Below are 13,884 nucleotides of genomic sequence, written 5' to 3'. Positions count from 1 at the left end.
CTAACCAGCATATTCGAGTTCCCAATCTCAAAAACATGAGGATATGTTATATGATGGATTACTATCCAAATTCTATAAAGAGTTAAAAGAATTACAGCAGAACACTTCCACATTTCTGGAAGAAGCGAATACTGGCAATATTCTTTGCGCTCGAACAATCAATAAAATGAAAAAAGTGGTGCAAAGCCAAGGCTTTGAAAATAAGGATACGGAAATCCAATTCTTTAAAAGCATCAAGATTATCCCAATGCAATATCTTATCTATTATACTGAGGTAAGATCCTGTGAACTAAGGTTCCCAAAAATTGGGAAAACAAATCAGTTCCAATTTTTAGAAAAACAGGTAGATAAGGTCAATTCTTTCTTTGAAAAACATACTGAATTTTTAATCTATGTGGATGAAGCGCATGAACACTTGGACAAACATTATTTCACAAGAAAATATCTGCACCGAGCGCCTATTATAGAAAGCTATCCGTATTACAAAGACCCCACCTTTAATACTTCACATGACGGAATTCTAGCAAGAATTAGGGCAATGGCTATGCTTACGAACTACCTAAAAGAAAAGAAGCGGGAAATAGAAGGAATAGAAATGTCAAATGAGCTTACAAAACGACTTTCCTCTGTAAAATGGACGGGTAGTTATGCTGCATTTGTTGAAATGGTTTATGGGTGCGATGCCATGTCATATTTTAATAATGGCAATATAGAAATCCAAACCATAATTGAAGAGTTGGGGGATTTTCTTAATGTTCCAAAGGGAAATTCTTCTAGGACTTATAATGAACTTAAAAATCGCAAACATTCTCGTGTCAAATTCTTCGAAGAAGCAAGTCAAAAACTCCTCGATAAGATGATTAAAGAAGATGGATTGGGTAATTATTCTTAACCGAACTCGGTTTCGACTCTGTTTTCAAGAAATTCGACTTTTTAATTGGATAATGACACTCTCATATGAGAGAAACATATATCAAAGCAATATAAATCGCCTCAAATTTTGGAAACGTTAAAATTCAACCGAACTCGGCCGAGACTCTGCTAGATTGTTGGCAATACACTTCAAATTTGTAGAACGAAAGTCAAATCGGGTTAGGGGCTATCAAATAGGTTGACAGCGGTGCGATAGTCCCTTTCTTTTAAAATCACTTTATTATGCCAACAAGTATTATCACTACAGATGACCTACGGGAATTCAAAATGGATTTACTCGATGAAATGCGGAAACTGCTTTTAAAGCAGAAAAATGGAGGTCTAAAAAAATATCTAAAATCTTCAGAGGTCATGGAGATGCTCCAAATCAGCCCAGGAACATTACAAAACCTACGTATCAATGGTACCCTCCCCTACTCCAAAGTTGGTGGTATTATCTTTTATGATGCCCAGGAAATTCAAACCGTCATGGAAAATAACCGGGTTCATAATCAATTCTAGCTGTGATGTATGAATTACATCAAACATATGAACGCAGTCTATCAGCAATTTGCAAAGGACTCCCGTTTAAACACAACGCACATTAGCCTCTATATGGCCTTGTTCCAATTTTGGAACATGAACCGTTTCCCGGAGATGTTTCATATTAATCGAGAAGAAATCATGTGCTTATCAAAAATTGGAGGGACGGCAACATATCATAAGTGCTTAAAAAATCTGAATGATTGGAAGTACTTGTGTTACTTACCCTCCTACAACCCTTACAAGGGAAGCAAAATTAAGATGTTCATTTTTGAAACAAGTTCTGAGCAAGCAGAGAATAAGTCCAAAGCAAGCTATGAACAAGCATTGATACCTATTACAAACAGTATTAAACTAATAGAAAACAATTCTAAAACTAAGCTACCCAAAAGTGAAAATGAAGTTTTGCTCTTTTTTGAAAATAAAAAATGGCCATCGCTAGAAGCTAAAAAATTCTACAACCACTACAACTCTATCGGATGGAAACTTGGTGGTAAAATTAAAATCACCGATTGGTATTCGACAGCTGAAAACTGGATGCTGAAAGCGCAAGAAATTAAAACCGCTAATGGCCAATCAAATAGTGAGCAACAAAATATTCCTATCGATGAAGATTTTCTCAAGACCAAAAAGGAAAAAAACTATAGTGAACCCCTCTAAGTGGCACAACGAAGACCACATATCATTGTCGAAGGCAGTCTTGAATATTCTTTGGGAAGTTTTGACGGTCGTAAAATCAGCTATGACTTCCCGAAAATCTTAAGATATTTAGATGCTAAAGGCAAACTGCTCTTTGGAAAAGACTTCAAAATCTATGAAGAGGATAAACCAATCCTTTTCAAACTTAGTAATTATTTCATACGAGATTTTGAGAATTGCAAAAAGGAAGGAATCGACCCCGACAAAGGTATTTTACTTTCCGGACCGGTAGGTTGCGGCAAAACCAGTTTGATGAAACTACTCCGGCATATTGTGCCACATAGAAGACCTTATGAAATTATACCTGCACGAAACGTTGCCTTTGCATTTAACCATATTGGTTACAAAATCATTGAAGACTATGGCGATGGTCAATTCTACTGCTTTGATGATTTAGGTGTTGAACCTATGGGACGACATTTTGGAAAGGACTGTAATGTGCTTGGTGAAATCATTCTGTCGCGGCATGAGCTATATTTACAACGGAAAATACCCACCCATGCTACTACTAATCTTAATGCTGTTGAACTTGAAGAGCGTTATGGAGAAAGGGTACGTAGTCGGATGCGGCAGATGTTTAATTTGATTGCTTTTGATAAGGATTGTGAGGATAAAAGGTAGTAATTCCATTAAATTTATATGCGGTTCCTTTCTATATAGGTTCAATCCGTTTTAAAAAAGACTATCAAATACAGAATGTAATAATGGTTAACTGAATCCGAGATAGTCTAAACAAGTTCTTTCAAAAATTCTTGGTTAGCGTTCAATTTCTCTTTAACTATAGTACTTTTAGTATAATCAATATTTATTTCTGATTTATTGCCAAGTATTTCTACCAACTTATTCAACTCTTCTTTATCTATATAGGCCATCAACCCCCTTGCCCCAATATATAGACAATTAATTGCACCCAGTTTTTGGCCATAGTTTAAACAACTTAATATTTCATCATTATTAAGTTCCTCTACATCTTTTTTAATTTCTGATAATTTTTCAATTATTCCTGCTGAACACCAATCCCCTGCGCCAGCTGAGTCTATTAGTCCATCAATGCTAATTGAGTCAGAGTGAAGCCATTTACTATTTTTATATCTATAATCTAAACCTTCGGATCCTTGAGTTATGATTTCCAGGGTAACACTTGTTTTCTCAAATATTTCTTTATAATCTGAAATTCTTTCATTTGAGATTTTGATAATGTCTGTTATTTCCAAAGCTTCAGCAAACATTTTTTCGTTACTAATGGATGATGGTTCAAAGAAAATGGTAGCTCCATTTTCTTTATTTATTTTAGCCAATTCAATAGCAGACCTATTTAACCTGTCGAAATAAAAAAAATTAGCTTTTGGTAATCTTGGTTCTAAATCATTTACACTTTTATTCAGCACAGGTTTAAAGTTAGGGAACCACTTCCCTGTCTTAGGGCTTCTAAACTCAAATCTATGTTTGGGATTACCATATTTATCTGTAAGAATACGATGAATAATTATTGGAGCACTTCCATCTTCCTTTTCAGAAATCAATGAAGTTTTGACGTTATTTTTAGTCAAATCTTCCAAGATAAGTTGTGTTGCTTCACTACCATCCAGTCTAGCAATAGGATAACTCTCCCAACCTAAAAAAGATAAAATTGTTAGCACATTACCACATGAACCTCCCGCCGTTATAAGAGGTTCAGCTTTTTTGTTATCATTTAAAATTATGTCAAGTGCCACTAAACCAGTGCCAACACAGATATTTTTATTCATTTAAAAATTTAGTTTTGATATGGTGTTCCTGTTAGCCAATTTACGAAAAGTTCACTCTTTTTCACCGACTTTTTTAATGCTTTTTCGTCCTCTATTTTATAATCCATAGAATTCACGTTTAGAATACCAATGCTGAGCTTCTTCTTCTTGTTCTTATATTCATAAGCCGCCAATAATGCACCTATTGATAAGAGCTTACTTGAAAAGCTAGATATTACAGCCTTACATCCTCCCAATTCAATAAGTGTTTTATTGTAATTATCAGCTGCCTTTATTATTTTCTTATACGCTTCAAATGGGTTTTGTTCTGGCACATACATTATGTTTTGAGATTCAATTTGTAATTCATTAAAAAATAAGTCGTGATTCTCTATATAAATATTATCAGAACGTCTCAGGTCTTTTGAAGGGAAAGGTAACATGGGGCATATTTCAGCAGGTTCAATAAATTGATTAGCACTTCTAAATTGATTTGTTTTTCCTTCTCCCGTAAGCGGAAACCAAATCTTGGGAATACTTTTAGAAACAACCTCTATTTGACCTCCAAAACCGTGTTGGTACTCTAAATCATTGTTGATGCCAACTTCCTTTATCATCGAATCAATCTCAGCATTCTCGGTAGTAGTAATAAAGAAATTTATAACACTGTCGACCTGGACAATATCAATTAAGCTTAAAATTTTTCCTGCCGTCGAAAAGTATATACTTCTTGGTAAGGAGCTGATATCCAAAAAAACATCTGTGAAATCTGAAATAAGTTGTTTTGTAAAAAAATTAGCGGCTTCGATCTCTCTCTTTTTTCCAACATCATTCAGTTGTATTTCTTTTAAAACAACATTTTTAATTGATTTTAGTTCGACCAGATTAGCATCAGTAAGGTTCTTATATTTTTTAGAATGCTTATTTTTTTCTTGTTTAAACTTTAATAGAACTATTTCTATTTCTATTGGAGCAATATCCTTGGAAAGTTCCATAATCCCAAAATTCATTCTAGGGTCAAAACCTAGGCCTAAAACAAAAAGTATTTTCTTGTTAATTCCGTTTTCCGCAAAATGTTTCTTAAAAAAAATATTGCATTCTTCGTTTTTGAAAAAGACATACGGATCCCAACGTAGATTTGATATTTCAGCTATTTTTTCGTCCATTTCAATAATTCATTGGGTTTTATTTTATTCCACCCTCCAAGTTGAAGAGGTAAATTGTACATCACGCAGAGCCATCTATTCAAATAATAAACATCCCATTCCTGTCCTTTTTTTCCCTGTATAACTTTTTGAATTTCAAATAGATTGAATGCTAAACAAGTTTTTATAACTTCTCTTAAAGGGTCATAAAAATCACTTTCTTCCCAATCTATATCTTTAATAAGTTGCAATGTTGATTTTTGATGAATGGCAAATCCAGTTATGCCCGGAGCATATGAAGCAGTATCCGAAAATGTTTTCGACTGTAAAAAGGTACCTAAATTATTGATGAATCTCTTGACCTCTATGGAATTAGGCAAAAGAATATCTAATTCATCCCATTTTTGTGCTACTACTCTCTTGGTAATTCTCTCTTGACGCTCTGCAGATAAAGAAGGGTTCTTTCCAGCAATTGAATTTGATAATATCCCCTCAAATATTTCAGAAGCAAATGATAGGAATTGTTCAATATTATTACTTGCAATTTTTGAGAGATTTGAAAACCCATAATAGTAGGGTATTTTGTCATATCTATTTAAAAACAACTTTCCAACACTAACCAATTCAGCATTCCCATCTAAAAGTTGCTCTTTTGAGAGAGCAAAATTAAAATCAAGTTGGTTTTTATTCTCATCCCTATGGATCAACAATATGGCCTTTCTGATTAAGTATGCTCTTTCTGGAGTAATCTCCAGCGCAGTCTCATTTGCCAAATAGTCAACCCATTCGTCAAATTTTGAGTTAAATGATGAAATTTGAGAAAGCTCTGATAGAGATTTTCCTATAGCAGTCTGCAATTTACTTTTGTAAGAGCTAGCTTCTATAAAATCACTCAAGTACTCCCTAAACGATGTAATGCCTTCAGTTGAATAACTTGCCCTACTGAGTGAAATTTGTAATAAAGCCTTCTTAAATTTAGCGGTATTGTTACTCCAAAAGCTCTCGAGGTTTATTTCGTTATAATCTCTGTTAAGAAAAGAACTGAAGTCCTGAATTTTTACAAGTCTTTCAGAAATCCACACGCTGCAGTACTGTCTCTGCTCCGTTACATATTCAAATAAAGATTTTCTTTGATTAACAGACAGTTTATGTGCATCATCAATCATAAAAATTATCTTCTCGGCAACCTCTTCCTCCTTGAACTTTATATTACGTGGGTTCAGAGCATATATTGAGAATAACTCATCATGTCCCTCTATAGAATCATAGTCAACGGCCAAAAAACTATCCAAGACTTCATAAATTTCAATCTCCAAATTTGATGCCCAATCAAACAGTTCCTTTCCGGTACAAGGCAGTTTAACTTTTTTAAAGTAGTTATGACCATCTTTATAGTCGAATTTAATTTGGTCTAAGTCATCTGGGAAATTCAAGCTCTTTAGTTCTGTAACCCTCTTTAAAGTGGCCAAAACTAGTCTTGAATTTAATAGAGCATAAAACAACCTTTTCTTATGATGTGCACTAATATCTATTTCTTCCAGCAATTCATAATTTCTCGTACATTTAATAAGCACTCCGAGTGCCAAAACCTTTTTGTTATCGATTACACCTAGCGTTTTCAGTTTAGAGTATGTCTCTTTATAATCAGTGTTGCCTTTATGGTTATGTACTAATGAAAGTAAACCTGGTTCAAAAATTCTTAATAAAGATGTTTTTCCGGCTCCTGCCGAACTTCGTATGAATAGTACGTTACCCCAAAGACCCTGTAATTTTTCTTGCTGGATAAGCACATTTAAAACCTCTGGGCTAAATAAACGCAGAAAATTAACATCTGATTCAATTTTCTCAGATGCACGCATTTTAAATGGATTTCTTAATTTATTGCTCATTAAAAATGTCTGGTTATTCTTGGAAATAATCCTCTATATTTCTTATCATCAGGAAACCATAATATCGGCAAAGAATTATTTGGGGTATTATGGTTCAACACCAATGGCAGTGAACATTCATTGAAACCTAAATATGGTTCATCGTGTTTGCCTTTTTCATAATGTACATCTATAATACTCTCATCAAAATATTTTATCATTAAATCAAAGAACTCCTTGTTTTGTGCTTTGCTAATCTTGATTGAATTTGGAATTATTTGTATAACCTTAATATTAATAATTATGCTGCTCCCCGTTTCTTTTTTCCATTTTGCAATTGACATCTCCAAATAATCCTTAGCATCCTCAGTTGCGATATAGAAAAGAACATTGATTTCCAAAGAATCAAGGTCAATTAATTCTTGTAATGAAATATCCTTATAATCTTCAGGATGTAATAAGAAATCAATAAACTTAAAAATCTTGCCTTTGTATTTTCTGTCTTCTTGTCTAAAATAGCTCTTACCACTTGCTGTGAAATCGTCTATTAAAAAAATGGAGTTAAATTTCTCATGGCCGTCTTTTTTCAATTCTTTCTGGAGGTCAGCAGACTTTTCTTCAGAAATATAATAGGTTGAAAAAACTTGTTCATTATTAAGTCCGCTGATCCTCCTAAAAAAATCAATTCTAGAGCCATCACTTAGGCCTATAAAAAGCGTCTTTCTTTTATTATTTTTATATGTAGCACTATGATAAATCTCGTTAATTTTATAAGGGTCAATTTCAAGTTCGTTTCCGGTCTTCGTAAGTAAAAAAGGTTGCACAGCATCAGAAAAAGCTAATGAGACGAGTTGTTGCACTTGATTTTCAGAAATAAATACAAGCTGCGACTTGACAAAGCTATATGCAATTCTTCTCTCTTCTAGTGTCTCAAACTGTCTTAGCCAACTAGTTAAACTTCCTAAAAAAAGCATACCAGGAGAAAATTGTCTGTACTCATCATATTTAAAATTAGATATTGCCTGAAGCATTGGTCTTTCTACTTGAACCTCATCAACATCCCATTGCATAATTTTAAGCAATAGTTTTTCTGCTAATCTCTGCCTCATTTGGTAATTCTAAATTTCATATGATTATCGTAAAAACTAATTTTTCCAAGATATTCATTCGTTGCTTCAACATTACTTAATCCAACACTTGCCAAATTCCAACAACTTTCCTCATCCAATGATACTTCGTCTACACTTAAAGAGAACTCAGTACTTAGTAACTTATAATCATTGCCTGGCCAAATACCTTTATCTCCAACACATAAATAATTTCCTTCTAAGCCAAGTTCCTTTTCCCTGTTTTTGCAGAAATCAACTATCGAAAGTTTCGAAACATCCTTTGGAATAATATCGATTGAATGGTCAGACTCTAAAATTTGAACTTTAAGTTCAGAGTGTTTTAATATTGTTCCTCTAATATATGATTTGAGTTTAACCGGATTATCCATATCATCTATCTCAACTGTCAATTGCCCTGGCCGTAATTCGAGCGTCACGTCATAATTTTTTAGCTTTGATTTCAAAATTTTGTGAGAATCAACAATTGAATCATTCGATTTTCTCTTTAAATCTGGAAGTTCATTCTGTCCTAAAGTGCCCGTTTCAAATCCATTGTAATACGAAATGAAAACATTGTTATAAAACTTTTCAGGAATAAAGGACTGTAAATTTTCTCTTGCAGATTTCCCCCTACCGGTTGATACTCCTATAATAAAGCCCTTTTGAAGAATAGTAAGAAGTTCTTTTTTTATAGTATCATCAACCCCATCATACCTTTTTGAGCTGCTACACAATGTACCATCAAAATCGAATATTAATGCAGTAAATCTTTCATTATTTATTCTTTTGATGAATGCTTCATAATTTTCATTCCAATTTTTTAATAGTTTGTGGTTTTCAGTATTTGAAGCACCTATTTTTCTATGGATAGAATAATAAGCTCTGTTGCTAACTAAGGGCTTTTCTTTGAATATAGAATAGTAATTGAGATTATATAACTTTCTGCCAAATTCAGGTACTCCTGGCCTTCCAGGGTCGATATTCGCATTTTTACCTAGCGCTTCTATTAAGTGAAATGATTGCAATAGTTGGTCAACACTCGATAAAGGAATTTGCTTATCGCTATCAATAGTTAGGTATGGAATGTCGTTTGGCAAAACCTCGATAGTTTTTTTAGAAAGTGCTCTATCAACATTATTAGTAAGCAATATAATAGCTGAATTTTCAGGTCTTTTGTCAAACCAATTGTGTCTACCGTGTCCAAAATTCCTGTAATCGGCAGTTGTTAAATCGCAGAGTGAAGCTTCAATACATTTTGATTCAATATCCATTGCCACACATTTACTTGAACCACTGTATAGAACAAATAAAGTGTAAGTTGAATCAATTTTTTTCGAAAATGACTTTACCTCCTTTAAAAAATCACGTGCATTTTTCTTTAGAGAATCTACTCCCGTTAATTTCCCGAAAAGCATCGTAAATATCCCGAAATATGCCAGTAAAGAATTAGTTGCTAGAAACCCATCTTTACCAGTAGGAATCTCATATTCATAAATTCTAGCCTTGGTATATAAATCTGAAAGTTTTTTAAGAGGAGAGTTCCTTTTCATACAAATCATATGAATACCTTTAGGGTTCTCCTTTATAATATTTTTAAAGGCAAAAAGAATATCTTTGTTTTTCCCACTGGAGCTGACCAAAAATATATTTGAGTTACTTATGTTTTTTCTAGAATATATTATCTCTAACGGAGTAACCGATTTGGCAACAATCCCGTTTTGCTCAAATAAAAACTCAAGAAAATAACAGGCACTTAAAGAACCTCCTGAGCCAACAATGTAAACGGTAGTATTTCGACATCTTTGAATTGAACTTACTAGCTGCCCTAGTTCAAGCTTTGAAACCCAGTTTAATAAGTCATAGTTTTGTTTAAGTTCTTCGGCAAATGGCTTCCCCATTTCAAAATAAAAGTATTAAAATTAACAAACTTACAAGGTAATATTATTCCCCTGCTTTTTCTATTTAAAACAAAAAATAATTGAGCAATAGTTTCTAAAACTAGAGAATATCGTTCTCATTTTCATCAATAAATTTGGTCAATATTTCCTTTGACATTAGCAACAAACTATGTCCAAATTCTCTCGTGCCAACATCAAATTATATTGAATTCAATATCGAAAGGCAAACAACTGTAAAATCACTCATATTTCTTAAATACCATGCCTCATCCCAATTACTCAAAAAACCTAACTCCAACAGAACAGATGGAAAACTCTTTGCCCCTTCAAGTAACACCTGAAAACCGGCAAATTTTACCCCCCTACTCTCAAACCCAAGCTTATCCCGAAATCCCTTCTGCAATGCATAAGAAAGATGAATAGATTCATCCAAATAGCCAGTTTCAGTCCTGGCCACATAAACTTCCACCCCTCTAGCTTTTGGATTATCAGAATGATTACAATGCAACGAAATAAAAACATCTGCTTCCAATCTTTTGGCCAATTTCGTCCGGTCCGACAATGAAATCAGAGTATCCTCATACCTCGTCAAATAAATCTCAAATTCATCTTCAAAAACCATTCGATTTAAACGGACAATCTCCTTGGCAATATTCAAAACCACGTCCTTTTCACGAATACCATTTATACCAATTGCACCAGAATCTTTTCCTCCATGTCCGGGATCTATAACAATGACTTTTTTTTGACTAAAAGCAAAGCACATTTTAAAAAGCAAAATGACCAAGCTGACGTTTTTGAGGGTGCTTCCCATTTCAAATTCTTAGTTATCAACAACCGTTTTTCAAAAATTCATAGGATTTGATGTCAAATGACAGCATCAAAATTCAATTGAAATCAAATACTATTTTATTCACAAAATACTGTATATCAGTATTTTAAATTCAAATATACAATAGTTTTCATACAACAAAAATGAGTCCAATTTAAAACCATTTCAGTATGAAAAAATCAATGTATTTGACTGCACTATTCCTGTCGGTATCGTCATCAACTTTTGCTCAAATAGGAGGTATCGAAGATTCCGTAAACGATGTTTCCGATACCATTCGAACCATCTTTCCGATTATCCTTGGGGTAATCTTCCTTATCGGTTTCCTCTTTAATGCAGGTCATTTTTTTGGTGAGAACGCCGATCTCAAAAAAGGAATTACCCGAGTGTTAGTTTTTGTTCTCATTGCCGGTGCGGTAGTGGGCATCTTCACCTACCTAATAGGCATTGTAGTATAATCCTTAAGGCAAGCCACATGAAAAAATATGAAGTTTATAAGAACATACGAAAAGGGGCGGTCATTTTCGGACTGCCCCTACCCCTATTCGCTTTACTGATGATATGCGTAGTAGCCTCGCTCTTGGTCATCATTTTTTCTTTCAGCCTTGCGATTATTATTGGTGCCCTCCTTTTTAACGGAGTGCTTTACACGGTTCTAATGCGAATTTCCAGCAATCCGAGAGTCTTTCATATCGCAAGACCATTTCCAAAGCTGATTTCAAATAAAAAATCATCTCAATTCCATTATGAAGAAAATTAACCTAGCTTCTTTTCAGCCCATAGTCGAGATACTCGACAATGTTGTCTTTGCCAACAATGGCAATGTGGTATTGTGTTATGAAGCGAAACTCCCGGAAATCTACTCGCTTTCCGAAAAAGATTTTGAGGACATACACGGTGCTTGGTTTCAGGCATTGAAATCCCTTCCCATCGGTACGGTAATCCATAAGCAAGATATTTATCTAAAGAAATCATACACCTCCGAAAAGCTACCCAACACCTCTTTTTTAGAAAAGGCTACTCACAATCATTTTAAAGGCCGCGAGTACATGCAACATAGTTGTTACCTCTTCTTTACCCTTACTAAAAACAAGACCCTGAACAACACCAAATATGTCAATCCGCTTCGCAATATTTCCAAGAGTATTGTTCAAAAAATGAACGATACGGTGTATAGCTTTATAAGCTCCGTAAGCGATTCTGTTTCCTTCATCAACAATAGTCGAAAAATAGAATTGATTCCGCTAAAAGTCCATGAAATCCATTCGCTGAGCGATAGCTTTTTCAACGGCTACAATGAAGGCTATGACACCGATATACTTTTAGGGAAATCTGATGTTACCATTGGAGAAAATCACTTTGATGTGCTTGCTGTCAACAGCGAATTGTGCTTTGGGGAAAGCGTACAGAGCAGTAAAACCAATGAACGATTTACTTCTGATGATTTTGTTTTCCATCAAGGTTTTGTAGATGGGTTAGGACTCACCCTAACCGAAAATCATATTGTCAACCAAATCATCTATCTAGATGATAAACAAAAATGGCGCAAGCTGTTGAACAAGCGAATCGAAGAGCTGAACAAGAGTTCAAATTTCGGTTCCCAGAATAAAGTTGTACTCAAAAAAATCCAGTATGTCCAAGACCAAATTAATGCGGATGACAATGCCCGTATTATTAGAGGTCACCTCAATATAATCTACTGGGCTCGGGAAGCCCGAGAGCTTGATAAAATAGCAGCTAATATAAAAACTGAATTTAAGGAGCTCGATATTATACCCTACTATCCTGGAGGGGAAGAACGCAAGAATTATATTCTGAACAGCTACTTCTGTTTCTCTTCTAATTTTTCCAATGAGGATTTATATGTAACGGATTTAAAACACGCGCTATGCCTCACACTGAATAACAGCAACTACAAATCTGATGACACGGGAATCATCTTTAATGACCGTGAACACAACATTCCAGTTTTAAAGGATGTTTGGGATGAAAAGAAGAAGCGTATTAAGGCACGGAACTTTGCCTTTTTCGCCCCAACGGGAGAAGGTAAGAGTTTCTCGGCCAATAACATCCTTCGTCAATATTTCGAAAGTGGCGTCCGATTGGTCATCATTGACTTGGGAGGCTCTTATACCAAGTTTGCCAAACTCTACCCAGACCAATATATCGTGCTTCGATATGAGAGTGGAAAGAACTTGGGAATCAATCCTTTTTACATAAGCAATATTGATGACCTGACCCCTGAACGTCTTGAAGATTTATCCCTATTTCTTTTTGAATTATTTGGTTCCGATTTAACAGTGACCAAAACCCAGTCTGTTTCCATCAAGAAAATATTGCTCCATTATTATAAGGAAACAGTTGATAAGGAATACTCTTTAGAAGGATTTTACAAGTTTGTTGAGACACATCAAAAAGACCTCTTAAATCGTCTTAAAATACAGTCCGATTATTTCAATATCGCAAGCTTTCTTCACATTATGTCTGAGTATGTAGGTAATGGTATTTACAGTTTCCTATTTGAAGTTAGCGAAGACCAGACCTATAAAATCGAAGAAAAACGATTGATTGTTTTTGAACTGGATGAAGTAAGAGACAATAAGGAAATCCTTTCCGTAATGCTCAAATTGATAAAGTCCGCCATCCAAAGAACCATCTGGAGAAATCGTGCAGAAAAAGGCATCATTCTTTTCGACGAGTTCGCAAAGCAACTCAAATTCGATAACGTACTGGAAAGTGTGGAGTTCTATTATCAAGCCATCCGGAAACAGAACGGGGCTATCGGCATTATTCTGCAATCCATCAATCAATTACCCAATAACTCTACTTCTGCTAGCATTTTGGAAAATACCCAAGTGATTTATTGCCTAAACAACGAAAAGGGTTATGCCGAATTAGTCAAGCGGCTCAATCTATCCAGCCATGATTTAAATCAATTAAAATCCATCAAGAACAATCTTTCAGGGCCAAGAAAATACACCGAAATGTTTATCAAAATTGGAAAGGAAAGTAACATCTTCCGATTAGAAGTCCCGAAGGAGGTATATGCCGCCTACTTGACCGATGGAAAAGAAAACGATGCCATAATGGCGATTTATAACGAAACAGGCTCCATGGAGGAAGCCATTAAAATATTTATTAATTCTTAAAT

At 34.6% G+C, this 13,884-nt stretch carries 13 protein-coding genes; 7 read left to right on the top strand and 6 right to left on the bottom strand.

Going from position 1 to position 13,884, the window contains the following annotated elements; genetic code table 11:
* The first annotated feature begins 43 nt into the window (after positions 1-43).
* The 4 genes from ACKWCD_RS17660 (at position 44) to ACKWCD_RS17645 (ending at position 2,775) form a co-directional block, all read left to right on the top strand.
* Entirely contained in the window at positions 44-892 is an 849-nt protein-coding gene (locus ACKWCD_RS17660) for an RteC domain-containing protein (RefSeq protein ID WP_413985288.1), read from the top strand.
* Between the two features lie 263 nt (positions 893-1,155).
* On the top strand, positions 1,156-1,434 hold the full coding sequence (locus ACKWCD_RS17655) for a helix-turn-helix domain-containing protein (protein ID WP_413985287.1): 279 nt from the start codon (positions 1,156-1,158) through the stop codon (positions 1,432-1,434).
* Positions 1,435-1,443: 9 nt separating this feature from the next.
* Complete coding sequence (locus tag ACKWCD_RS17650) at positions 1,444-2,115, top strand: hypothetical protein (protein WP_413985286.1); 672 nt, start codon at positions 1,444-1,446, stop codon at positions 2,113-2,115.
* Complete coding sequence (locus ACKWCD_RS17645; RefSeq protein WP_413985285.1) at positions 2,116-2,775, top strand: P-loop NTPase family protein; 660 nt, start codon at positions 2,116-2,118, stop codon at positions 2,773-2,775.
* A gap of 107 nt (positions 2,776-2,882) precedes the next feature.
* On the opposite strand, the gene ACKWCD_RS17640 is transcribed toward ACKWCD_RS17645, so the two are convergent.
* From ACKWCD_RS17640 to ACKWCD_RS17615, 6 genes are all read right to left on the bottom strand, one after another.
* The gene (locus ACKWCD_RS17640) at positions 2,883-3,902 is read right to left on the bottom strand and encodes a PfkB family carbohydrate kinase (RefSeq protein WP_413985284.1); all 1,020 of its coding nucleotides are present in this window, start codon (positions 3,900-3,902) and stop codon (positions 2,883-2,885) included.
* 8 nt (positions 3,903-3,910) lie between these two features.
* On the bottom strand, positions 3,911-5,047 hold the full coding sequence (locus ACKWCD_RS17635) for a hypothetical protein (protein ID WP_413985283.1): 1,137 nt from the start codon (positions 5,045-5,047) through the stop codon (positions 3,911-3,913).
* Positions 5,032-6,915, bottom strand: coding sequence for an ORC-CDC6 family AAA ATPase (locus tag ACKWCD_RS17630; protein WP_413985282.1), 1,884 nt, complete (start codon positions 6,913-6,915; stop codon positions 5,032-5,034). Before ACKWCD_RS17630 ends, ACKWCD_RS17635 begins: the two co-directional genes overlap by 16 nt.
* Positions 6,915-8,003 (bottom strand): phosphoribosyltransferase-like protein, encoded by a 1,089-nt coding sequence (locus ACKWCD_RS17625; RefSeq protein ID WP_413985281.1) that lies wholly within the window; start codon positions 8,001-8,003, stop codon positions 6,915-6,917. The genes ACKWCD_RS17630 and ACKWCD_RS17625 overlap by 1 nt, the downstream gene beginning before the upstream one ends.
* On the bottom strand, positions 8,000-9,553 hold the full coding sequence (locus ACKWCD_RS17620; RefSeq protein ID WP_413985280.1) for a hypothetical protein: 1,554 nt from the start codon (positions 9,551-9,553) through the stop codon (positions 8,000-8,002). Before ACKWCD_RS17620 ends, ACKWCD_RS17625 begins: the two co-directional genes overlap by 4 nt.
* Positions 9,554-10,100: 547 nt before the next feature.
* Positions 10,101-10,715, bottom strand: coding sequence for an N-acetylmuramoyl-L-alanine amidase family protein (locus ACKWCD_RS17615; protein ID WP_413985279.1), 615 nt, complete (start codon positions 10,713-10,715; stop codon positions 10,101-10,103).
* A 188-nt stretch (positions 10,716-10,903) separates the two neighbouring features.
* On the opposite strand from ACKWCD_RS17615, the gene ACKWCD_RS17610 reads away from it, so the two are divergent.
* From ACKWCD_RS17610 to ACKWCD_RS17600, 3 genes are read left to right on the top strand one after another with little or no spacing between them, the layout of a single operon-like run.
* Positions 10,904-11,191 carry a hypothetical protein gene (locus ACKWCD_RS17610; RefSeq protein WP_413985278.1) on the top strand — a complete coding sequence of 96 codons (288 nt, stop codon included), beginning with the start codon at positions 10,904-10,906 and terminating at the stop codon, positions 11,189-11,191.
* 17 nt (positions 11,192-11,208) lie between these two features.
* Positions 11,209-11,493 carry a hypothetical protein gene (locus tag ACKWCD_RS17605; protein WP_413985277.1) on the top strand — a complete coding sequence of 95 codons (285 nt, stop codon included), beginning with the start codon at positions 11,209-11,211 and terminating at the stop codon, positions 11,491-11,493.
* A complete protein-coding gene (locus tag ACKWCD_RS17600) occupies positions 11,480-13,882 on the top strand; it encodes a TraG family conjugative transposon ATPase (RefSeq protein ID WP_413985276.1) in 2,403 nt (800 codons plus the stop codon). Before ACKWCD_RS17605 ends, ACKWCD_RS17600 begins: the two co-directional genes overlap by 14 nt.
* Positions 13,883-13,884 lie beyond the last annotated feature (2 nt).

The organism is Maribacter taeanensis (genome assembly GCF_047345145.1).
Taxonomy (GTDB): Bacteria; Bacteroidota; Bacteroidia; order Flavobacteriales; family Flavobacteriaceae; genus Maribacter_C.
Note: the sequence above shows the minus strand (reverse complement) of the source record. Positions and strands in the feature narration are given on the sequence as shown.

Bases quoted from the DNA above. Each gene is read 5' to 3' on its own strand.
- ACKWCD_RS17660 (WP_413985288.1), top strand. From the start codon at position 44: ATGTTATATGATGGATTACTATCCAAATTCTATAAAGAGTTAAAAGAA.
- ACKWCD_RS17655 (WP_413985287.1), top strand. From the start codon at position 1,156: ATGCCAACAAGTATTATCACTACAGATGACCTACGGGAATTCAAAATG.
- ACKWCD_RS17650 (WP_413985286.1), top strand. From the start codon at position 1,444: ATGAATTACATCAAACATATGAACGCAGTCTATCAGCAATTTGCAAAG.
- ACKWCD_RS17640 (WP_413985284.1), bottom strand. From the start codon at position 3,902: ATGAATAAAAATATCTGTGTTGGCACTGGTTTAGTGGCACTTGACATA.
- ACKWCD_RS17635 (WP_413985283.1), bottom strand. From the start codon at position 5,047: ATGGACGAAAAAATAGCTGAAATATCAAATCTACGTTGGGATCCGTAT.
- ACKWCD_RS17630 (WP_413985282.1), bottom strand. From the start codon at position 6,915: ATGAGCAATAAATTAAGAAATCCATTTAAAATGCGTGCATCTGAGAAA.
- ACKWCD_RS17625 (WP_413985281.1), bottom strand. From the start codon at position 8,003: ATGAGGCAGAGATTAGCAGAAAAACTATTGCTTAAAATTATGCAATGG.
- ACKWCD_RS17620 (WP_413985280.1), bottom strand. From the start codon at position 9,553: ATGAAAAGGAACTCTCCTCTTAAAAAACTTTCAGATTTATATACCAAG.
- ACKWCD_RS17615 (WP_413985279.1), bottom strand. From the start codon at position 10,715: ATGGGAAGCACCCTCAAAAACGTCAGCTTGGTCATTTTGCTTTTTAAA.
- ACKWCD_RS17610 (WP_413985278.1), top strand. From the start codon at position 10,904: ATGAAAAAATCAATGTATTTGACTGCACTATTCCTGTCGGTATCGTCA.
- ACKWCD_RS17605 (WP_413985277.1), top strand. From the start codon at position 11,209: ATGAAAAAATATGAAGTTTATAAGAACATACGAAAAGGGGCGGTCATT.
- ACKWCD_RS17600 (WP_413985276.1), top strand. From the start codon at position 11,480: ATGAAGAAAATTAACCTAGCTTCTTTTCAGCCCATAGTCGAGATACTC.